The organism is Desulfomicrobium escambiense DSM 10707 (assembly GCF_000428825.1).
Lineage (GTDB): Bacteria > Desulfobacterota > Desulfovibrionia > Desulfovibrionales > Desulfomicrobiaceae > Desulfomicrobium > Desulfomicrobium escambiense.
This window is the reverse complement of the sequence record NZ_AUAR01000010.1, coordinates 151140-173558: the sequence shown is the minus strand read 5'-3', so window position 1 is coordinate 173558 and position 22419 is coordinate 151140. Positions and strand designations below refer to the sequence as shown.

Annotated in this window: 18 protein-coding genes; 7 read left to right on the top strand and 11 right to left on the bottom strand. The window is 63.3% G+C overall.

Annotation, left to right across the window (positions count from 1 at the left end; translation table 11 throughout):
- From G394_RS0111080 to yjjJ, 7 genes are all read right to left on the bottom strand, one after another.
- The coding region (locus G394_RS0111080) for a toprim domain-containing protein (protein WP_211226257.1) at positions 1-809 on the bottom strand (809 nt) is incomplete at its 3' end.
- Positions 810-923: 114 nt separating this feature from the next.
- Positions 924-1538, bottom strand: coding sequence for a hypothetical protein (locus G394_RS0111075; RefSeq protein WP_028577710.1), 615 nt, complete (start codon positions 1536-1538; stop codon positions 924-926).
- Between the two features lie 13 nt (positions 1539-1551).
- Positions 1552-1758 (bottom strand): helix-turn-helix transcriptional regulator, encoded by a 207-nt coding sequence (locus G394_RS0111070; RefSeq protein WP_028577709.1) that lies wholly within the window; start codon positions 1756-1758, stop codon positions 1552-1554.
- A gap of 297 nt (positions 1759-2055) precedes the next feature.
- Positions 2056-2313: a hypothetical protein gene (locus tag G394_RS0111065; RefSeq protein ID WP_156902584.1), complete on the bottom strand. Its 258-nt coding sequence runs from the start codon at positions 2311-2313 to the stop codon at positions 2056-2058.
- A gap of 217 nt (positions 2314-2530) precedes the next feature.
- Positions 2531-3523: a tyrosine-type recombinase/integrase gene (locus G394_RS0111060; RefSeq protein ID WP_169725556.1), complete on the bottom strand. Its 993-nt coding sequence runs from the start codon at positions 3521-3523 to the stop codon at positions 2531-2533.
- Between the two features lie 589 nt (positions 3524-4112).
- Positions 4113-5141: a virulence RhuM family protein gene (locus G394_RS0111055; RefSeq protein WP_051307125.1), complete on the bottom strand. Its 1029-nt coding sequence runs from the start codon at positions 5139-5141 to the stop codon at positions 4113-4115.
- 289 nt (positions 5142-5430) lie between these two features.
- On the bottom strand, positions 5431-6750 hold the full coding sequence (yjjJ, locus tag G394_RS0111050; protein WP_028577705.1) for a type II toxin-antitoxin system HipA family toxin YjjJ: 1320 nt from the start codon (positions 6748-6750) through the stop codon (positions 5431-5433).
- Between the two features lie 481 nt (positions 6751-7231).
- On the opposite strand from yjjJ, the gene G394_RS0111045 reads away from it, so the two are divergent.
- The gene (locus tag G394_RS0111045) at positions 7232-8125 is read left to right on the top strand and encodes a YitT family protein (RefSeq protein ID WP_028577704.1); all 894 of its coding nucleotides are present in this window, start codon (positions 7232-7234) and stop codon (positions 8123-8125) included.
- Between the two features lie 253 nt (positions 8126-8378).
- Here the strand turns inward: G394_RS0111045 and G394_RS0111040 are convergent, their stop codons facing one another.
- The 3 genes from G394_RS0111040 to G394_RS0111030 form a co-directional block, all read right to left on the bottom strand.
- Positions 8379-9938 (bottom strand): mercuric reductase, encoded by a 1560-nt coding sequence (locus G394_RS0111040; protein WP_028577703.1) that lies wholly within the window; start codon positions 9936-9938, stop codon positions 8379-8381.
- Between the two features lie 79 nt (positions 9939-10017).
- Positions 10018-11811 carry a diguanylate cyclase gene (locus G394_RS0111035; protein ID WP_028577702.1) on the bottom strand — a complete coding sequence of 598 codons (1794 nt, stop codon included), beginning with the start codon at positions 11809-11811 and terminating at the stop codon, positions 10018-10020.
- A 249-nt stretch (positions 11812-12060) separates the two neighbouring features.
- Entirely contained in the window at positions 12061-12342 is a 282-nt protein-coding gene (locus G394_RS0111030) for a hypothetical protein (protein ID WP_028577701.1), read from the bottom strand.
- Positions 12343-12523: 181 nt separating this feature from the next.
- On the opposite strand from G394_RS0111030, the gene G394_RS0111025 reads away from it, so the two are divergent.
- A complete protein-coding gene (locus G394_RS0111025) occupies positions 12524-14002 on the top strand; it encodes a protein adenylyltransferase SelO (protein ID WP_051307124.1) in 1479 nt (492 codons plus the stop codon).
- A gap of 135 nt (positions 14003-14137) precedes the next feature.
- Here G394_RS0111025 and G394_RS20250 read toward each other — a convergent pair whose 3' ends face one another.
- A complete protein-coding gene (locus tag G394_RS20250; protein ID WP_169725555.1) occupies positions 14138-16756 on the bottom strand; it encodes a PAS domain S-box protein in 2619 nt (872 codons plus the stop codon).
- 441 nt (positions 16757-17197) lie between these two features.
- Here G394_RS20250 and G394_RS20245 point away from each other — a divergent pair, with 441 nt between their 5' ends.
- The 5 genes from G394_RS20245 to G394_RS0110995 all read left to right on the top strand — a co-directional run bounded on the left by G394_RS20245 (position 17198) and on the right by G394_RS0110995 (position 22404).
- Positions 17198-19372: an ATP-binding protein gene (locus tag G394_RS20245; protein ID WP_051307122.1), complete on the top strand. Its 2175-nt coding sequence runs from the start codon at positions 17198-17200 to the stop codon at positions 19370-19372.
- A 115-nt stretch (positions 19373-19487) separates the two neighbouring features.
- On the top strand, positions 19488-19706 hold the full coding sequence (infA, locus tag G394_RS0111010) for a translation initiation factor IF-1 (RefSeq protein WP_028577699.1): 219 nt from the start codon (positions 19488-19490) through the stop codon (positions 19704-19706).
- A 105-nt stretch (positions 19707-19811) separates the two neighbouring features.
- A complete protein-coding gene (locus G394_RS0111005; RefSeq protein WP_028577698.1) occupies positions 19812-20681 on the top strand; it encodes a PHP domain-containing protein in 870 nt (289 codons plus the stop codon).
- 2 nt (positions 20682-20683) lie between these two features.
- Positions 20684-21940, top strand: coding sequence for a peptidase U32 family protein (locus G394_RS0111000; RefSeq protein WP_028577697.1), 1257 nt, complete (start codon positions 20684-20686; stop codon positions 21938-21940).
- A complete protein-coding gene (locus G394_RS0110995; protein ID WP_245578323.1) occupies positions 21937-22404 on the top strand; it encodes a YaiI/YqxD family protein in 468 nt (155 codons plus the stop codon). Before G394_RS0111000 ends, G394_RS0110995 begins: the two co-directional genes overlap by 4 nt.
- Positions 22405-22419 lie beyond the last annotated feature (15 nt).

Here is a 22419-nt window from a genome sequence, read left to right as displayed (position 1 = left end):
CCTTTGGTGTTTTTCGTCCATCGGTCGTCATCCGCTGCAATCACGAGCTTGGACCCGGGGCAGGCCACCTTTGCTGATGCCGTGGCCGCGGAGAGGTTGCCGGCGTTGAACGCCACGACAACCGCCTGACCTGTCGCCATGGCGATGCTTGCGCCCGTCGCGTAGCCCTCACAGACGAACACGGTGCTCATGTCGCCTGGGATCAGATAGAAATTGCCCTTGGTCTTCACGTCGGAGCCAAAGCGCTTTTTTCCGTCGCCGTCGATCCACTGGACGCCCTGGAACGTGTTCTCGGCATCCCGCAGGGGAACGGCCAGGCGGCCACTTCGGGCGATGCGCACGCCCTCCATTGGAGGGACTTTTTTCTTCACGAGGTAAGAGTGGTCTGCCGGGGCCAGGGGTAGCTGCTGGTAGGTGTCCCAGTATTTGCGGGCCGCCATAGCCCACGCCTCGGCCTGCTTCGTCTCGCGCTCGGTCTTGGCCCGCGCAATACGCCGCTCGTGCTCCTCGTTCTCTTCCTTGGTCATCTCGTATGGCTTTTTCGAGCACCACGGGATGGAGCTTCCTTCCCTCCAGTTGCCGAAGCAACCGGCGGGGATGCCGTCAGAGTAAAGGATGTACCAGCCGCTTTTCGCGCCGGCCTTGTCGTCGGGGAGGTCAAAGCGATGGAGCACGCCGTCTGCCTCGATGTCCGGGGAGCCGTAGCCCTCGGCATCCATGGCGGCCCGGAACTTCTCCACGGCGTCACCGAGGACAAGCGGCACGTCCGCCAGCTTCCCTTGTGGCCCGTAGCCGTTCAGGTCAATCACGCCCGCACCCTCGCAATAAAAGTTGACAAACGCCGCAAGGTGTGGCAAGGAGAGGGCGCCTCTGTGTTTGGCTCATCCTTGAACCCCGGCGTGTGATGCCCCGGGGTTTCTTTTTTATTTCCCACACGCGGCCTCCTCGGCATCCATCCATGTGCGCACCAGATTGAACGCCTCATGCCGCGCCGGATCGTCATCTGCGATTCGTTCGAGCTGAAGGATTGCTATCTTGGCAAATTGCGTTGCCTGGGTCACGGTGGACTGATAGGCTTTTCGCTCCATCTCCTTGGCAAAGATGCGTTTGACCGTCGCGGGGCGTTGGCCTTCCTCCCGGGCAATCTCCGTGATGGCGTCGGCGTAGGACACTCCCTTCTGCTTGTGGATCTCCTTCACGCGCTCGACGACAATCTCTGGTATTAGCACTTGGTTTGGGTTGGCGTCCGGCTTTTTTATTTGGGCGGTTCGCCCAGATTCTTTTTCGCCAGCACTTCGACGTACCCGGTCACGGAGTTGATCGCCGGATACTCTGTCAGCGGGGAGAGCTGTCTCGTTGACCTTCTCGGCCAGAGCGCGGGTCACGGTAGCCGTGCCGACGCCGGTCTCGGCCTCGGCCTGCTTGACGATGTGCGTCAAGGTAGTGTTGCAGATGGAGCACTTGCTCTTGGCCTCGTCGGGGAGGCTGTCCAGAAAAGCCTGGAGCCGCTGAAGTTGTTCTGGTGTGATTCTCGCCATGACCGCACCCGCCTTAGGCCTGGGGGGCTACGGTGCGGGATTGCATGTACGCGTCCAGGTCCGCCTGACGATACCGGACAGCACGGCCAACTTTCACATAGAGGGGGCCTTTTCCAAGGTGCCGCCATTGCCGGACGGTGTGGATGGACAACCCCAGATACTTGCAGGCCTGGGCCTCATTCATGGGTGCGGTCGTCGTGGTCGTGGAAGTCGTGGTCATGTTGCATTCTCCGTTATGGGCTTTTGTTGTGACTTGCGAGAACGCACTAGCATGTACAAAACAAAGTGCAAGCAAGCACTATAGACGAAATTCGTCTATATCGCCCTGATTCTCGATTGCATCATAAAAATTGCAGTAGGCCAAACTAGGCCAAAACCACCCAAAATAGGCCAAATGGTTCGATGGTTCGCCGGAATCAGTTGCTCAAAATATTTTTGAAAAAGTTTTCGGACGCAAAAAAAGGGCGCCGCTCCGTGTGGAAGCAGCGCCCTTTCGCATTGGGGAGGGGTGCCTTGGTTACTTGGTCGCCAGGGCCAGCAAGCACTCGGCGTGCGCGAAGATCCGCGAGCACGCTTCCTTGACCAATACGGCGGCCGTGTGGCGCTCGTGCTCGTTGAACTCCATGGACTGCAGGGACGCGCCCAGCAGGTTGAGGCGGTCAATCTGGTCCGTGAGGGCGTCGAACTCGGTTTCGGCGTTGTTCCGTTCCTTCATTGTGGCAAAGGATTCAGCCCGTCCCTTGCCCGTGGCGTCCTTGGTGTCTGCAAGGTTCATAGTCGCCTCTATCAACTCTTCATTGGATAGCCCGTCAAAAAAATCCCTAAGTTGAGCCGTTTCTTCTGTGTTGCCCTGCGCCGCCTGGGTCGATACGTTCTGTGTAGCCATGATGAACCTCCTAGTGGTTCGTTGTGGTTAGGCCTCGTGGGGCGTTCCCGCGCCCCGCGTTGGCCGAATTTCGGCCGGGTCCACCATGGGCCCGGAGCCGAGAAAATTATTTCTTGCCTATCTCCACAAGCCTCTCGTCCGGGGCCTGGGCCATGTCCAGGATGCCACCCGCCACCGCCGCGGCCCGTTTCAGTGCGTCGTCCGCCAAGTGGGCATAGCGCGCCGTCATGGCCGCGCTCCCGTGCGTCAAGAGTCGCTGCAGGGTATAGAGGTCAACCTTCCCACTCGACGCCAGCCAGGAAGCGAAACAATGCCGCAGCCCGTGGCATGGTCTGAAGTTCTTAGGCAGGCCGGCCTTGTCCCGTAGTCGCCGCCCCATGCGCTGGAAGTCCACCCGTTGCGCACCCTCCTTCCCTGGCCACACAAAGGGGCTATCTGTGCGCTCGACGCCCCGCAGAACCTCCAGCACTTCCTCGGCAAGGGGTATCTGTTGCGTCTTGCCGCTCTTGGCCGAAGATCCGCGCAGGGTCACGAAGCCGCGCTGGAAGTCCACGTCTTCCCACTGGAGGGCCAGCAGCGCGCTCTTGCGGATGCCCGTCAACAACATGACCTTGAAATATGCGGCCGCGTCCCGGTCCTTCTCCATGGCCAGGGCCTCGAAATATGCCCGCGCCTGCTCCGGGGTCATGGTTTCCGTAACCGTGTTGTCCACGGACGGCATTTTGAACCTCAGGTGATGCGCGGATTCAATGCGCCCCGTGTCAGACGCCCACTTGATGAGACGCTTTAGCAGGGAGACAACATGCTTCACCGTCTGGTCACTTAGTGGCTTGCCGGTCCGGGGATGCTTCTTCCTGGCCACGTTCCGGCGTAGGCGCTCCACGTCCAAGGTCACGAGTTCGGAAGGCTCTTTCTTCCCCATGGCGGGGTCAATGTGCGCCGTGTAGAGACTGACCCAAGTCTTCATGCTGGCTTGCTCGGGGTGCGCGGCCTTGTACGCCTCGAAGATCCTGGCCACGGTCCAGCGCCCCGCCGCCGCTTCCTTGGCGGCCTTCTCCTCGGCCCGTCTCTCGACGTTGGACTGTTCTTTGCCGCGCATACGATCAGCGCGCGCCAAGGAGGCAAGGTGCGGATTCCAGAACTTTGCGTGGTTCGGCCTTGGGGCTTTCTCGGACGTGCGCCCTACCCGTTCCTCGGTCAGTTTCCCGTCCCGCTTGTACCGGACATACAGGATGAAATCCGCCTCTCCAGTAGCCGGAGAAGTGGACGCCACCATGAAGACACCCGGATATTTCGTTGCAATGCGCGTTTGCTTGGCCACAATCCCCTCGATTGGCGGGTCTTTCTGGGGGATCGTCCCCCACCTCATCCCCCACCATTAAGGGTCAAAATAGAGCAAATTGGATGCAAGTCAATAAAAAAGATTTCTCGTAACTACTTGAAAATATATCGAACTATGCAAGAACATAAAAAACGGTAAAAAGGGCGTTGTCTGCCTTCTAAGCAATCGGTCGGGGGTTCGAGTCCTCCCTGGCGCGCCACAAAAAAATCAAGGGGTTGGATGCAAAAATCCAATCCCCTTCTTTTTTGCCAAAAGCTTTCCCCACCGAAAAATGGCAACGCGCATCACGAATATCATCTGTTGTAGCCTTTTCGGCCTTGTCAACCCCTTCCCACTTGGAGCGCACTCAGCTTTCTAATTCCTTCAACACGCGATCAAAATCACTTTCATACAACCTATCTTGGACAACTCGATATTTTTCAAACTCGCTCTCTGCATGCTCCTGGGCGGCGACTGCAGAAATTCTTCCTTTATCCTTCAACACAGTCCGATCATCAAACTCTAGAAACATATCCAAACGCTTAGCCCAGTCTCCCATGGTCATGGGTATTTTTCTTCGGGCGCGTTCCTCAGCCAAATCTAAATAGGCGTTGACAATACGCCCTAGGGCTTCCAGTTCATCCTTAGCCAGATAGTTTTTAGCCACACAGACATCACTTTTCAGGATCTTGCCATCTGGGGCATTCTCCCATGTCACCATTCCCATATGATCTTTGGAATAGTCAGCGCGTTCCATGATCAGTTCGGCGGCTGTATGCCCATGAATGGCAAAATGAAGCTTGTTTTGGACCTTGGCGAAGAAGTCACGAGTCGTGGGAGCGTTTTTATTGTAGTCCACACTGGTGGAATAAATATCCGTGATCTTCTGGTAAAAGCGACGCTCGCTGAGCCGGATTTCCCGAATCTCTTCGAGTAAGTGCTCAAAATAGTCCTCACCCAAGAATACACCGTTCTCCATGCGCTTTCTGTCAAGCACATACCCTTTGATGGCATAGTCCCGGAGAATGCTGGTGGCCCACTGCCTGAACTGCGTGGCACGTACGGAATTGACTCGGTAGCCCACGGATATGATGGCATCGAGATTGTAGAACTGTGTCAGATAGTTTTTGCCGTCCGAGGCAGTATTCCGGAATTTCCGGATAACTGCATCTTCCTGTAATTCTGAACTTTTAAAAATTTGCTGTAAATGCTCACTGATTGTGCGGACATCCACGTCGAACAACGAAGCCATGAGCTTCTGAGTCAGCCAGATGGTGCCATCCTCGTAGCGGGCTTCGATGGAGGTATCCCCGCTCTGGCCCGTAAAAATCAGAAATTCCGCGGTGCTGTTTCGAATACGTGGGGTGGTCTGTGATACATTTTTACGAGCCTTCATGCATCCTCCACATCAAACATGAGGCGTTTGAATTCATTTTCGTCAGCCAAGTAAGCACTTCAATGCCTCGTTGACGCGCGTGAGATTTTTCGGGTTGTTGTCGACTTAGGGGAGATCGATTTCCAAAGTTGGTATTGCCTATCCGGCAATCCCAGCAAGGACAATACGGGCGAGCAGTAAGAAAGCCGAAAAGGCTCCCGACGGCCCGTGCCGAGCGACTGTCACATCTGGGGCTCCGACCTTGCCACGATGCGTCGCATTGGAGGTCCGGATGGCCCCCATTCCCGGATCACTCCATCATTTCCACAGGATTGCCCTGGCGCAAGAATTCCTGAAATTCGCTGGAAATCCTGCCATCCCGGGCAACGCTGTCCCAAAAACCGGCGGCCATTCGCCGGGCTGCACCGTATGTTTCGTCATTGATGACAAGTCGCTGCGGATGGCGCGGTGCAAAGGCATATAGCCTCACTTCCCCGCCGCTTCGCGGGGCGAAGCCCATGGAACACATGTCGTACACGGGCAACAGCCGGAAGGCGTCTCCGTCCAGGGCCAGACTCAGATTTCCCAGATGCATGTCCGTGTTGTGAATGAGTTTCCCGAAACACCATAACGACTCGGCAGCAACAACATGCTCCGGGGCGATCAACCCTCTCCCGGCCAGCGCCTTGAGCGCACGCGGCCAGCTTGAACCCGACCCGACGAACTCCACATCAACGGCCGCAAGGGAGATCATCGACATCCGGCCGTATTCTCCGGCCCGGTCAAACCGTCGCGACTCCAAAAACAGCCGTCCGCCCGTCTCGAGCAATCTCGTTTCCGCAACCTGAAAACCGTTCTCACGCAATGTCACAGCGGCATGATATTCCGTAATGAGCACGTCACGCCACCGTCTCGACATCTCGCCGTTGCCGGGCGGCGAAAACTTGACGATGACATGCGACATGCTCTTTCCGCTGAACGCGGTGAATTTGGGCTGCTCCCCTCCGGCCGAAGATCCCGGCACCTCGCCTTCCATGACTCTGTCTGCCAGACGAGGATACTCCGCGTCATCGACGGCGTCAGGCCTGCGGCGCACGCGAAGCAGCGCCTGCTCCCCGAACGTGAAGTTGCCGGGGAGATCGTCCCCATTGGATATCAGAAATCTTCCTATATGATGTGTCGTCCACCATTTTGGATCATCCGGGAATTCCGGGAAACGAGCGCTCATCGCCCTGGCGATCTGCCTCCCGACAAATCCCTGGGGCCCCATGTTCTGCAGAAAATACGGAAGATCATCATACGACCCGTCGCCGCTGTCGCCCAACAGCAGCGAAGACATCCCCGGCGTCGGCTCGACAAGGAAACCTCCCGTGACCAAGGGACGGACATGAGCGACGACGACGGCGTCGCCGTGCGCATCGACCACGGCCAAAGGCAGCCGGTCCCCACCGCCGAAGGCGTTTCGCGTCAGGACGTATCGCGGAGTCCTGCCGCTCCTGATTGCCACGACGCGATGCCCCAGTTTCCGCAGTTGCCTCGACACGGCAGCCTGCGACAACCCGGTCGCGTCCTGGATCTCCCTGGACGTGGCCGGCCCGTGTTCTAGAAATTCCGTCAGCGACAGTGCCACAGCGTCACCTTCGACTCGAATTTTAATACGATTTGCCTAGAACAATGCATAGTATTTTGATAATTATATGTTTATTAATCAAATATATTTAGTATAAATTGAATAGAATATTGACTAGATTTATATGCAAAATAAAACCTGCCATGTTCCCTGTCAATCAGGACAAGAAACCCGGTCATAGCCCTGTCGCCTCGCGTCACATCGAAGCCCGGACGGCCTGCGCTCGACAGTGCACCTGTGTGTGGGCTACTTGTAGGCTTTCAATGACCGGGAAAAGGTGCCCGTCCCCTCCAGGGGGAGCTGAACACGGACGGGACAACGAATGGGCCAGCCCGCGCCGCACTCGGGACGCGGCATGGCCTCGCACAGCCTTCACCCTCGCCCGCGCCGCAACATGGCCGTGGGTTTCCTTCCCGGCAGACCTCCGCCCTGGCAGGCTTCATGCCCGACATCCTGGCCACGGGCGATCCGGAGAGCAGGAATGTTCGTTTCACAGACATCGACTGAGGCCACGAAACGCACCAGATTCGATTTCACCTACTCCGTCCGCTGGAATCTGCTACTGATCACCGCCGGCGCCATCCTCTACTCCTTCGCCATGAAGGCCGTTGCCCTGCCTCAGCAATTCATACCCGGCGGGTTCTTCGGCGTGGGCTCGATCATCTACTACACCACAGGCTGGCTCTCGCCGGGCATATTCTTCTTCCTGCTGAACCTGCCCGCCTTTGTCCTGGGCTGGACCAAGCTGAGCCCGCGCTTCGTTCTCTACAGCCTCTACGCCATGGTGGCGACATCGGTCTGTTACGAACTTATCGACGCAACCCTGGACATCCACGAGCAACTTTACGCGGCAGTGGCCTGCGGGGTGCTCAACGGCCTCGGGGGCGGGCTCATCCTGCGCTCCCTGGGCTCGGGCGGCGGACTCGACATCATCGCGGTCTGGCTCTTCCAGAATTTCAACATCGGCGTCGGCAAGGTCTATTTCGCCTTCAACGCGGCCCTGTATCTCTTCTGCCTGGCCATCATGCCCATCGACCAGGTCATCGTTTCGCTGATCATGGTCTTCATTTCCTCGGTCATGGTCGAGCACACGCTGTCCCTGTTCTCCCAGCGCAAGGTCGTGTTCATCGTTTCCGACCATTCCGAGGCCATCGCCCAGACCATCCTGGACTCCATGAAGCAGAGCGCCACGTTCCTGCGGGGCATGGGCGCCTTCACCAAGCGCGAGAAAAACGTCCTCATGACCGTGATCAACAACATCCAGCTCAAGAAGCTCGAACAAATCACCTTCACCCACGATCCCCACGCCCTGTTCATCGTCGAAAACACCTTTTCCGTGCTGGGATCGAGCTTCTCCAAGCGCAAGATCTACTGAATCCTCCGGGCCGATATCCAGGGACCTCCGCATGCCGTAAGCCCTCCGACCGGCCGGCAGGGGCCCTCCGGCCACGCGGCCATCCCCGGCGCACCACGGCAAAGCTGCGGCGGGGCACCGGAAAAGAACGCAACGGAAGAACTCCCAACCCAAGCTCTTTTCGCGCCATCGTCGGGATTCCCCACATGGACCGACCAGCCGGATCCAAGCGCTGCAATGGGAGAATCTGTCTACAGAAGAAGCGCCTGCGCCCTCACAAGGTCCAGGACAGCCATTTCCCGAACAGCCACCTGACCAGCGGCGTGAGCCTGCCTCTGTTGTACGCGTCGCCCGCCTGGCGGATGGCCTCGGCGCGGGTGGGATAGGGGTGGATGGTGTTTGCGATGCGGCCCATGCCGATCCCATTGGTCATGGCCAGGGAGATTTCCGCGATGAGGTCGCCGGCGTTTTCGGCCACGACGGTTGCGCCGACGATCCTGTCCGTGCCCTTGCGCACATGGATGCGCACGATGCCGTCGGTGCGGCCTTCGAGGATGGAGCGGTCGACGTGGGCCAGTTCCCGGGTGAAGGTCTCGACGGCCACGCCCCTTTCCCTGGCCTCCGCCTCGGTCAGCCCAACACGGGCCAGCTCCGGGTCGGTGTAGGTGCACCAGGGGATGGTCAGGGCGCTGGCCCTGGCCCGGCTCCTGAACAGGGCGTTGCGAAGGACTGTGCGGGCCATGAAGTCCGCGGCGTGGGTGAACTGGTAGGGTGAGCAGACATCTCCGGCGGCGAAGATGTCGGGGTTGGTGGTGCGCAGGTGGTCGTCCACCCGGACGCCCTTGTCCGAGTACTCCACCCCCGCCTCCTCCAGACCCAGCCCCTCGACGTTGGGCCTTCGCCCGGCGGCCGCCAGCACCTCGTCCACGACCACGTCGCAGCCCTCGCCCGCCGACTGCAGCCTGATCCCGCCGCCCTCGCCCGCCGACTGCAGCCTGATCCCGCCGCCCTCGGCGGCCGAGGCCTTCTGGCTCTTGCCGCAGCCCAGAATTTTCACCCCGTCCTGCAGCAGCGCCGCGCGCACGATGGCGGCCGCCTCGCGGTCCTCCCTGGGCAGGACGCCGCGCGCGGACTCGAACAGCAGCACCTCGGAGCCGAAACGGGCGAAGGCCTGCGCCAGCTCGCAGCCGATGGGGCCGGCGCCGATGACGGCCAGCCGGCGGGGAAGCCCGGTGAGGGAAAAAACCGTCTCGTTGGTCAGGTACGGCAGGCCGTCCATGCCCTCCATGGCCGGGGCCGCGGCGCGCGCCCCCGTGGCGATGACGGCCTTGGCGAAGGACAGGCGCGCCCCGCCGACTTCAAGCGTGTGCGCGTCCAGGAAACGCCCCTGCCCCAGGAACACGTCCACGCCCAGGTCCCGGAAGCGCCGGGCCGAATCGTTGGGCGCGATGTCGGCGCGCAGCCGGCGCATGCGCTCCATGACTTTCCCGAAATCGACCTCCACTTCCCCGGAGACGCGCACGCCGAACTCCCCGGCTCCGCGGACCGCGGCGACGGCGCGCGCCGCGGCCAGCAGCGCCTTGGACGGGACGCAGCCGAAATTCAGGCAGTCGCCGCCGAGAAAGTCCCGTTCCACCAGAGCCACCCTGGCCCCGAGCCCGGCCGCGCCGGCCGCACAGACCAGCCCGGCCGTGCCCGCCCCGACGACCACGAGGTTGTAGCGGGACTTGGGTGCGGGATTGGTCCAGTCATGGGGGTGGACCAGGGACAAAAGCCTTTGGTTGTGCTCGTCCCGGGGCTCCATGGTCGCATTGCGGTGCGCGGTCTCAGACATGTACGGCTCCTTGGCATGTCATGATTCCGGACGCCGCCGAAACAGGCGGCCCCCGGCGACGCCGGCCTCATCGGGCCGGTCAGGCGTCTTGCCGATCCCCGTCCTCATCGCTGACGACCCGGTTGCGCCCTCCGCGCTTGGCCTCGTACAAGGCCAGGTCCGCCCGTTTCATGAGCTGGGAGAGCACCGTCTCCGGCGATTGCAGACGGGCGAGGCCGATGCTCACGGTGAAGCCGACGGTCTTGCCCCAGGCGTCGACCGTCACCTCCATGAATTTCTCGCGCAGCCTCTCGGCCACGCTGCGGGCCGCGGCCAGATCCGTCTCGGGCATGGCCACCGCGAACTCCTCGCCGCCCACCCGGCCGAATATGTCCGTGCCGCGCATGACCTGCCGCATGACATGTCCCACGCGGCGCAGCACCTCGTCGCCGATGTCGTGCCCGAAGGTGTCGTTGATGGTCTTGAAGTGGTCGAGGTCGAACATCAGAAAACAGAAATCCTGTCGGTAGCGGATGGCCTGCCGGAGCTGCGCCTCGGCCAGGACCATGAAATGACGGCGATTGGCGAGCCCCGTGAGCTCGTCCAGCGTGGCCAGTTCGCTCAGCCGCCGCTCGGCCAGCTTGCGCGCCGAGATGTCACGCATGCTGCCGACGGCGAACCACTGCCCGCGAAGCTGCACGGCAGCCACCGACCTCTCCACCGGAAAGATCTCCCCGGACTTGCGCACGCCCTCCATCTCCATGACGCGGCCGACGACCGGCCCGGTGCCGGTCTTCGCGAACCGCGCCATGGCATGCTTCGCCGTTTCGACCTGAGTTGGCTTGACGATGACGTCGTGCATGTTCCGGCCGAGCATCTCCGCCTCGGCATAGCCGAACATGGCCTCGGCCGCCGGATTCCAAAAGGTGATGCGGTCATCGGCGTCGATCATGACCAGGGCGTCGTGGCTGGCCTGGCTCATGGCCCGCATGCGGCTCTCGCTTTCGGCCAGGGAAAGCCGATTGCAGCTGCTCTGGATTCTGGCGAAGCAGCCGACGACGGCCAGCAGGAGCACGGACGCGTGAACCGCCCAGGCATAGGGCGACCCCGTCGCCCATCCGCCCTTGGGCACGGCCACCATGGCCCACGACCCCGAAGGCAGGGACACGTTCATGGTCACGGCCTGCGCGCCTTCGTCGAAGAGCGCGGCCGTGCCGCGAAAGACCTCTCCCCGCAGACCCTTGCCGTCCCGGCCCCGCATGGCTAGGTCCAGCCTGGAGGCCAGGGCGCCTTCCCCGGCGAGTTCCAGCAGCGTATCGAGATCGATGACCGCCGAAACCAGTCCCCAGAAGTCCCCGTCGCCATCCCGGAAAACCGGGACCCGTGCGACCAGGCCCACGCCGCCCTGCACGAGGTCCAGCGGGCCGGCCACGGCCATCTGGCCGCTCTCCTTGGCGGCCAGGGCCTTGTCCCACTGGTCCGGGACAGTCCTGTAATCGAGCCCCAGGGCCTTCTCGTTGCCCTCCGGCGGGTACATGAAGCGGATGATGAAATCCGGCGCGGCCCCGATGTTTCGCAGTGAATTTCGCGTGCTCAAAAGGGCGCGGGCCAAATCGTTGAACTCCCTGGCGGACATGTCCGGCCGCACGGCGATGTTGGCCGCCATGCCGTGGACCAGATAGAGGTTCGTGTTGATCCGCTCCTCCAGCCTGGCCCGGAAGGCCCCGAGCTCAAGGGTCACGGCTATTTCCTGGTCCTGGCGGAACTGTCGCGCGAGCAGGCGGCACATGGCGTAATCCGCGCAGGCCGCCGAAAGCGCGATGACCAGCAGCCAGACCAATGTTTTCCGGCAACGCATCACGTCGGACAAATTGAACTGCTTGCGCGGCAGCATGCGCTCTCCTTGACGAACCGGTCGCCCGGATTCTGCGGTACGCGTGACGGTTGGCCGAAGGGCGACATCCATTCCCGCCCATGCTGGACGGATGGCAACACGGGGGATGGGTCAGCCTCCGGTTCAGGGACGTCGCATTACATCACCACAGTCTCGGGAAAGCAACAGGCCTCCCCGGCCCGCCGGATAAAGCATTGCACGGAGGGAAGCGGAAAAACGCCGCCGTCCGAACCGGCCCTAAGGCGGACTTCACTTCCTGACGCCCGTGGGGCAGACGTCCTCGCGCAGGCAGTAATTTTCCACGAAACGCCCGATCTGCACGCCCAGGTGCACGCACTTGCGTCCGCCCAGGCAGTCCTCGGCGTCGGCCTTGTCCAGGCGGGTCTCCAATTCATGGTCCCCGAAACTCAGGCCCACCACCCAGGACTGGGTCGTGTCCTCGAAGTAGCAGGTGACCTGCACGCCGTTCTTCTCGATTTCAGGGTGAATCTCCCTGATCTTCTCAATCAGCTGGCTGGCCTTGACGTTCATGCTCGCCTCCAGGGTTTCCGTTCACTCGACAAACTGTCCACTCTGCATATCTGTGTGCCAGAAGCGCGGCACAATGACAAAGCGCAAAAGTCATCGCCATGCTCGTGACGGATTTCTTTTTCGGCCACGATTGCGAAACCGAGAACAAAACAGTAATCATTCTCAAAAATAAGGAAAGCCCATGAACGAAACGACCTCCTCTGCCCCGGCCGGTCTGGGCTTCAACTTCGACAACACCTACGCGAGACTGCCGGAACATTTTTTCGAGCGGACCAGGCCCGTCCCCGTGGCCGCCCCGCGCCTGGTCATCCTCAACCGCGCGCTTTCGGCCGAACTGGGCCTCGACGCCTGGGCCCTGGACAGCGCCCTTGGCGCGGCCGTGTTCGCGGGCAACAGCGTGCCCCAAGGCGCCCTGCCCATCGCCCAGGCCTACGCCGGACACCAGTTCGGGCATTTCACCATGCTCGGCGACGGCCGCGCCATCCTCCTGGGAGAGCATGTCACGCCGCACGGAGAGCGCTTCGACATCCAGCTCAAGGGCTCGGGCCGGACCAGGTTCTCGCGCCGCGGCGACGGGCGCGCGGCCCTGGGGCCCATGCTTCGGGAGTACATCGTCAGCGAGGCCATGCACGCTCTTGGCATCCCCACCACGCGCAGCCTGGCCGTGGTCGCCACAGGCGAACACGTCCACCGCGAGACCAGACTTCCCGGCGCCATACTGACCCGCGTGGCGGCCAGCCACATCCGGGTCGGCACCTTCGAATACGCCGCATCGCAGGGCAACCCCGAAGACCTCCGCGCCCTGGCCCTGTACACCATCGACCGGCATTTCCCGGAACTGCGCGAGGCCGAAGACCCCATCCCGGCCCTCCTGGCCTCTGTCCTGGCGCGCCAGGCCTCCCTGGTGGCCCGGTGGCTGCACGTCGGGTTCATCCATGGGGTCATGAACACCGACAACATGTCCCTGTGCGGCGAGAGCATCGACTTCGGGCCCTGCGCCTTCATGGACGCCTACGACCCGGCCACGGTCTTCAGTTCCATCGACCACGGGGGGCGCTACGCCTACGGCAACCAGCCGTCCATCGCCCAGTGGAACCTGACGCGCTTCGCCGAGACGCTGCTGCCGCTGCTGCACGACAGCGAGGACCAGGCGGTGGAGATGGCCACGGCGGTGCTCGAAACGTTCCCGGCCGTGTTCCGCGATTTCTGGCTTGAGGGCATGGGCGCCAAGCTGGGCCTTTTCGGCCGCGAGGACGGCGACGCAGACCTGGCCCAGGCGCTGCTCACGCTCATGCGCGAGGAAGGGGCGGACTACACGCGCACCCTGCGCGACCTCTGCCGCGACCCTTTGCCCGACACACCCTTCTTCCGCGGCGAAGGTTTCAAAGTCTGGCACGACAGATGGCAGGCGCGTCTCACGCGGCAGCACGAACCCCTGCACGTGGCCAGGCGCCTCATGCTCGCCCGCAACCCGGCCGTCATCCCGCGCAACCACCGCGTGGAGGAGGCCCTGGAAGCCGCCGAAAACGGCGACATGACGGCCATGACGCGACTCCTGCGGGCCCTGGAGAAACCCTACGAGGACAACCCGGCCCACGCCGCCTTCGCCGCGCCACCTGCGACCTCGAACGCGCAGTACAGGACGTTTTGCGGGACATGACGCCGTCAACCCCGTCCGTCACGCTGCGGATGGAATTTCCGCCACCACCGGGCCGCCGTCTTTCCGGCCGGTCCGGAGCCGTGGTTCATTGTCCCGCGGCAGTATTCGTGCGGAGTTACGCGCCCCCAGCGATGATCATGGCAATTGGGCGCACGCTTCCTCCCGTGTCTGCTCTTGCCCGAGAGCGGGAAGGTCGATGGTGAATTTCGCCCCTCGGCCCGGGGCCGATTCGAGGCTCATGCAGCCGTCATGGCTGCGGGTGATGATGAAGTAGGACACGGACAGGCCGAGCCCCGTGCCCACGCCGGGCGGCTTGGTGGTGAAGAAGGGTTCGAAGGCCCTGCGCTGGACGTCTGGCGGCATCCCCGGCCCGTTGTCCTCGACCTGCGCCGCGACCCTGCCGTCGTGGGCGGAAAGTCGGATCGTGATGCTCGGGTCGGCAATCTCGGGCCTGGCCAAAGCCATGGCCTGGGCCGAGTTGCGCAGCAGGTTGAGGAAGACCTGCTCGATCTCGGTCTCCGTGCAGTTGACCAGATGGGGGCCGCTGTCGCTTTCCCAGACGATACGGATCCTCCTGAAATCGTAGTTCTTCTTCAGGTCGTAATCGCTTTCGGCCAGGAAAAGGGAGCGTTCGATGATGGCGCGCAGGTCGCAGACCCTGCGCTTGGACTCGCTGCGTCGGCTGAAGTCGAGCATGTGGCGGATGATGTCGGCCGCGCGCAGGGCCGCCTGCTGGATGTTCTCGATGAACCCGTACAGGCCGCGGGCCCGCATGTACTGGTCGAGCAGGTTCATGTCGAGGCCGATGCCGCGCGCCACCTCGATGTTCTTCGGGAAATCCGGCCTGGTGCGCTGCGCGAGGTTCTGGCTGGTGACCATGATGATGCCCAGGGGGTTGTTGATCTCGTGCGCCACGCCCGCGGCGATGCCGCCCACGGAGATCATCTTTTCGGTCTGGATCATCATGTCCTGCATGCGCTTGAGCTCCGTGACGTCACGCAGCACGCACAGCACGCACTCGCGCCCCTCCAACTGGACCCGCTGGGCCGAGAGCACGCACGCGACCACGATTCCGTCCTTGCGGCCCAGGGCGAAGTTGACGTTCTCGACGAGATCACGCTCCCGGATGGCCTGCCGCAACGCGTCCCGATCGCCGGGCCGTCCGTAGAGCAGCAGGTCGCTGGCGGTCCTGCCCACCGCTTCGTCCCAGGAGTAGCCGGCGACGCGCGAGAAGGCCTCGTTGACGTCGACGATGCGGCCATGGTCGAGGTCCAAGAGCACGATGGCGTCGGGGGACAGGCGGAAGAGGCGTGAGAACTTCTCCTCGGACTGCCGCAGCCGCTCCTCCACCTCCTTGCGCTCGGTGATGTCGATGCCGATGCCCGTGAGGAACAGTTCGCCGTCCACGTCCACCCCGACGCCCGAGAAGAGCATCGGTATCCTGCGGCCGTCCTTGGCCGTCATCTCGGCCTCCACCGTGGCAGCGCCGTCCTTTTTCCCGCGGCGCAGCGCATCGACCACTCGGGAGACATTCTCCCGGGGACCGACGAACCAGTCGAAAAGGGTCCTGCCCGATATCTCCTGCGAGGAATACCCCGTCATGACCTCGTGGGCCCTGTTCCAGCGCACGAGGCGCCCATGGCTGTCGTACAGGAACAGGAGGCCCGGGACGCTCTCGAAGATGGCGGCCATGAGCTGGCGCTCTCGTGCCAGGGACCTTTCGGCCTCCTTGCGTGCGCTGACGTCCTCGACCACGCCGTTGAGCAGAAAGGGCCGTCCGCCGTCGTCCCGCTGGACCGAGGCCGTCAGGACCGCGTCGAATGCGGTCCCGTCCTTGCGCACGAACGCGTTCTCGATGCTGACCGGCCTGTCCGACTGCAGGACCGTCTGCAGGAAATGCCGCCTGGAGGCGGGGTCGGCGTAGACGGACTGGACATTGGCGTCGTCCGAAGCCAGGAACTCATACTGGTCGACGTAGCCGAACATGCGCGCCAGGGCCGGGTTCCCCTCCAGCAGGGCTCCTTCGAAGGTCGTCCGGAAAATGCCGACCGGGGAGTTGTCGAAAATGGCCCGGTATCGCTCCTCGCTTTCGCGCAACTGGGCCATCTGCCGTTCGATGGTCCGCCCCATGCCCAGGAAGGTCCGCCTCAAGGGAACGAATTCGGCATATTCCACGTCGGGAGGGGGGACATCGTACGCGCCCCTGGCATAGGCGCCGACCAGCGCGTCCAGGGCGCTGAACGGGCCGCGGAAATAGCGCCGCAGCAGGCGCGCGGCCAGAAAGTACTGCACGCCGATGATGAACAGGGCGATCCCGCCCCCGGCCAGGCCGATGCTCGTCACGGTTCTGATCCTGTCCGACTCGTCCAGACCCAGGCGGATGTGGCCGATGACCTGCCCTTCGTAGCGCACGTCGGCCTCGCGGAGGATGAACAGCTTGCCTCCGCCGTCGTGCACGAACCATGTCTCTCCCCGACCGTCGCGCAGTTCGAGCAGCCCCACGGCGGGGTTCATGACCGTGGCCTGGGCCACGGCCACGGCGCTGTCCTTGTCCAGGGTCCAGAACGGCGTTTCGAGCGACCTGGACAGAAACGCGATGGTGCTCTCGGACCGTTCCTCCATCTGCACCCCGACCCGCCAGGTCAGGAACAGGAAGACCATGGCCGTGACGACCAGCACGATGCCCGTGCTGAGGATGCCCAGGGACAGGGACAGGCGGTTGGACAAGGAAGGCTGCGCAACGGGAGAAGGCATGTATGGCTCCGGTCCGTACGGGATGCGTCTCATGCCCGCGGTCATCCCCGAAAGCCCAAGCGGGACGCCGCAGCGGCACAGTGCCCTTGTACCCCAAAAATCTTTTCTTTTCGAGAAAAATCCTCATCCCGCAGGCCCCAGACCGGCAAAGGCGCATCGTCCCCGCGACAGGAACAGAGGCACAGGGCATGCGCACTTCCCGAGGAAGGGAATGACGCTTCAGCGTTCATGCATCTGATCAAGATGCACAATTTCATGATCGTCTGCATTGAAACCCGACGTGTATTCTGTAATGCTCATGGTACATGAGTGTCGTATGACAATTCTCCCGAAACTTGCCGGACCGGCTCTTTTCACACACTTGCGGGAGATGTTGTCATACGCGCATGCCGAGTACGGACATCCCGACACATTGCGTCGCAGTTTCAGTGGGGGGGAAGCATGGCATTCGAGACGGACCCGGGCAAACTGCACCAATCCGAAACCGGAAAAGGCGTCAACGACACGAGGTGGCCCGGACCCGGCGGCCCGGCGGCTGGGACCGACACGTCGAGCACGCTCCGCAACCTTTCCGGCAGGGCCATTCTGGCGGCCATGCAGGAGATTGTGGCCATCAAGGACACCTGCGGCGTCTACAGGGCCGTCAATCCGGCCATGTGCCGGTTTCTCGGCAAGCCCGAGGCGATTATCCTCGGACGCACCGATTTCGACCTGTTCCCGCCCGACCTGGCCGCCGCGTACCAGGCTCTGGACGCGCAGGTCATGGAGAGTCTCGCCCCCCGCAACATCGAGGAACAGGCCAAAGGCTCCGGACAGCCCATCTGGGTCAGCACGACCAAAAGCCCCCTTCTCGATCAGGAGAACCGATGCAGCGGCGTGCTGGTCGTGGTCCGCGACATCACGGCCCGCAAGCTGGCTGAAGAGAACGCCAAAAGGCGGATTCTCTTCCAGCGCATCCTGGTCAATGTCGCCGCCACCTGCATCAACATCCCCCTGGACGAGGTCGACGCGGCCATCCACGGCTGCCTGGAGGAGATGGGCAGGTTCGTCGACGCCGACCGGGCCTACATCTTCGAGTTCCATTTCGACCGCGGCATCGCCGTCAACACCCACGAATGGTGCGCCGAGGGCATACCCGCCCAGATCCAGAACCTGCGGGAACTGCCCCTGGACCAGATCGGCGAAGGCCTGGCGGAGCTGACCCGCGGCCGGCCCCACCATGTCGAGGACGTCACGGCCCTGCCCCCAGGGCCCCTGCGGAGCACCCTCGAACCGCAGGGGATCAGGAGCCTCATGACCGTGCCCCTGCTGCGCGGGGAGCAGTGCATCGGCTGCGTCGGCTTCGACTCCGTCCGGCAGGCCAGGCCGTTCTGCGACGACGAGTACACCCTCCTGGCCATGTTCGCGCGCATGCTCGTCAACATCGGCCTGCGCCGGGAAGTCGAGGAGTCCCTGCGGCTGGCCGGCCTCAAGGCCCAGGCGGCCAGCGACGCCAAAAGCGAATTCCTGGCCAACATGAGCCACGAGATCCGCACCCCCTTAAACGGCATACTCGGCATGCTGCAGCTCATGAACACCACGAGTCTGGACGCCGAACAGAGCGAATACATACACATGGCCACCCAGGCGGCTCGGCGCATGACGCGGCTTCTGTCCGACATCCTCGACCTCTCCAGGGTCGAGGCCGGCAAGCTGACCCTACAGGAAGCCCCCTTTTCCATGAGCGAGGTCAGGCGCTCGGTCCTGGACATCTTCAAGCCGGTCAGCTCCCGCAGGGACGTGCGCACCAGCTTCGAACTCGACCCGCTCCTGCCGGACCGCCTTGTCGGCGACGAGACGCGCCTGCGGCAGATTCTCCTGAACCTCGTCGGCAATTCCCTGAAGTTCACCGAACGCGGCTTCGTGCGCGTCGAGGCGTCGCTCCTGGGTTCCGACGCCGGCAACAGGCTGAACGTGGCCTTCCGCGTCTGCGACAGCGGTTGCGGCATCCCCGAGGACAAGCTCGGCCTCATCTTCGAACCCTTCGAGCAGCTCACCCAGGCCTGCAACCGCGGCGTGGGCCTGGGCCTGGCCATCGTCCGCCGCCTGGTCGAACTCATGGGCGGCCGGATCGAAGCCCGGAGCCGGCCGGGCGAAGGCACGGCCGTCACCGTGACCCTGCCCTTCGGCCTGGCCGATGAACAGGAGGATGCGCCAGCACTGCCGACCGGTGCGGAAAAACGGTCGGGGCATCGCATCCTGCTCGTGGAGGACGACCTGTTCAACCAGAAGACCTCCAAAGCCCTGCTCGAAAAATCCGGATACGCCGTGAGCGAGGTCGACACGGGCCTGGAGGCCTTGCACGTGCTGCAGGAATCCGACTTCGACTGCATTCTCATGGACATCCACCTGCCCGGCCTCGACGGGGTGGAAACGGCCCGCATCATCCGCAACGCGCCCGAATTCCGGGCTCATGCCGAGACCCCGATCATCGCCGTGACCGCCAACGCCATGCTCGGGGACCGGGAGCGCTTCCTGGCGGCCGGGATGAACGACTTCATCGCCAAGCCCATGGACTTCCACGCCCTGACCGCGGCCATCGAGAACGCAACCGGCTCCCGAAGGGTTCCGCGTTGACGGACGCCGGCTGGGCCAGGGCATATCCGGCCTTGTCATTTGCGCATCAAGCGGGTAAGGAGTGCTGGCTTTAACCAAAAACTCCTGAAAACACGTAAGAAGGTATTCGTTTTATATGGCCAAGGAAGAGTCAATTGAAGTCGAAGGTGTCGTCGAGGAAGCCATGCCCAATGCCATGTTCCTGGTACGTCTGGAAAACGGGCATCAGGTGCTCGGGCACATTTCCGGCAAGATGCGCAAGTTCTACATTCGCATCCTGCCCGGCGACCGCGTCAAGGTCGAGCTTTCTCCGTACGACCTGACCCGCGGCAGAATCACCTACCGCTTCAAGTAATCCCCCGCGCACGAGTTCCCGGCACGCGCCTTTTTGGCGCGTGCCGTTTTTTTTATTGCCCACTTCCGCCTTGTCATCACACAACACCTGCCGTACCCCGTACCCATGGCTGAAATAGATTTGCATACCCACTCCACCGCCTCCGACGGCACCCTCCGTCCCGCGGAACTCATCGCCGCAGCCGTAAGGGCCGGCCTCAAGGCCATCGCCCTGACGGACCACGACACGGTTGAGGGACTGCCCGAGGCCTGCGCCGCCGGGAGCGAACTGGGGCTTGAAGTCATCGGCGGCTGTGAGCTGAGCGTCGAGTCGGAGCACGGCAGCATGCACCTGCTGGGGCTGTGGCTCCCGCTGCGGTCGCCCAGGCTCCAGGCGGCCCTGGACCACCTGACCGTGCTCCGCAGGCAGCGCAACGAGGCCATCATCGGCAACCTCAACAGGTACGGGGTACAGGTCACCTACGACGAACTGGAGGCGATCGCCGGCGGCAGCGTCGGGCGGCCGCACATCGCCCAGCTTCTGGTGGCCAAGGGCGTGGCCGTCAACTTCCAGGACGCGTTTCTCAACTGGCTGCGGCCGGGGACCAAAGGCTACGCCCCCAAGGAGAAGCTCCTGCCCAGCCAGGGCATCGAGCTGCTCAAGGGCGAAGGCGCCACGGTCATCCTGGCCCACCCCTGCACCCTGCGCCCGCAGGGCAGGAGTCTCGAAGAGGTGGTCAGGGAACTCAAGGACTGGGGGCTCGACGGGGTGGAGGTCTTCTATTCCATGCACACCCAGGCCCAGACCAACGCCTACGCCGACCTCTGCCGCAGGCTCGACCTGCTGCCGAGCGCCGGGTCCGACTTTCACGGCGACAACAAGCCCGGCATCGCCCTGGGACGCGGCAAGGGCGGACTGCGCCCGTCCTACGAACTGGTGCGGCGCATGAAGGAACGTCGCGTGGCGCAGGGTCTGACCCTTCCGTCCTGCTCCTGACCATGCCCAAACCGCTCCCCGAACTTCTCGCCCCGGCCGGCAACCCGGACAAGCTCGCCACGGCCCTGGCCTACGGCGCCGACGCGGTGTATCTGGGCGGCCGCGCCCTGAGCCTGCGCGCCAAGACCGAAGGATTCTCCTTCCCTGAGTTGCGCAGCGCCGTGGAACTGGCCCACGGCAAGGGCGCCAAGGTCTATTTCGCCCTCAACCTCCTGGCCCGCGAAGAGCACCTGCCCGGAGTCGAGGCCTACCTGGATGAGCTGGCGGACATCGCCGTGGACGGCGTCATCATCGCCGACCCGGGCATCGCGGCCATGGCCAGGCGCCGCGCGCCGCACATCCCCGTCCACATCTCCACCCAGGCCAACACCTCCAATTCCGCCGCGGCCGCCTTCTGGCTCGACCTGGGCGCGCGCCGCGTCAACGTGGCCCGCGAACTGGGCGCGTCCCGCATCCGGGCCATGGTCGCCAAGGTGCCCGACCTCGAATTCGAGGTCTTCGTGCATGGCGCCATGTGCATGGCCGTGTCCGGCCGCTGCCTGCTCTCGGCCCATCTCACGGACCGCTCCGGCAACCTCGGCCAGTGCACCCACCCCTGCCGCTACGACTACGCGGTCACGGCCGTGCGGCTGGAGGAGCGCCTGCGCCCCGGCAGGGACACGTGGGAGGTCAGGTGCGACGGGGAGTTCAGCCAGGTCATGGCCGCCGAGGACCTCTGTCTGGTCAAGTACCTGCAGTGGTTCCGCCAAAACGGGATCACAAGCCTCAAGATCGAAGGCCGTATGAAGACCCCGTCCTACCTGGCCCAGGTCACGGACGTGTACCGCACGGCCCTGGACGATCTCGCGGCCGGAACCTTCCGGCCCGGCCTCTACCTGGAGGAACTGCAGCAGCTGGCCACCCGCCCCCTGTCCACGTCCTTTTTCACGCCCGCACCCGTGACCCTGCGCCCGGCCCTGTCCCGCGAACTGACCAAGAACGTCGTGGGGCGACTGGTGGAGCCCGTCGGGAACGACGGATGGATCATGGACGTCAAGCACCGCTTCGAAACCGACGCGCCCCTGGAGCTCCTGCTGCCGGGCCTGCGGCGTCCGGTGCTACGTCCAGGCGACTACGGCGTGGAGAACGCCGAAGGCCTGAGACTGGACACGGCCCACGGCGGGATGCGGGTGACGTTCAGATGCGGCCATCCGGACCTGGAGCCGGGCCTCTTCCTGCGCGCCGCCAATCCCGAAGCCTACGGCATCCGCGGCGTATGAGCGACGCCCCCGCCATGCGCATCTGGGTGGACGCCGACGCCTGCCCCCGAGTCGTCAAGGACATCCTCTACCGGGCGGCCGACAAGCGTGGGGTCAGTCTCGTGCTGGTGGCCAACTCCCGCTTCGCGGTCCCCAAATCCGAGCGCATCGAATTTCTGCAGGTCGGCTCCGGCTTCGACAAGGCCGACGAGGCCATCATCCATCTGGCCGGTGACGGGGATCTGGTGGTCACGACAGACATCCCCCTGGCCGCCGGGGTCATCGAAAAGGGCGGCACGGGCCTGAGCCCCAGGGGCGAGGTCTTCACCGCCGAGAACATCCGCGGCCGCCTGACCATGCGCGATTTCATGGACGAGCTGCGCGGCAGCGGCGTCATGACGGGCGGGCCGTCGGCCCTGCGGCCCAAGGACCGGCAGGAGTTCTCCAACCAGCTGGACAGGCTTCTGCGGGCGCGGGGGTACTGACGAGGCCCAACCTGA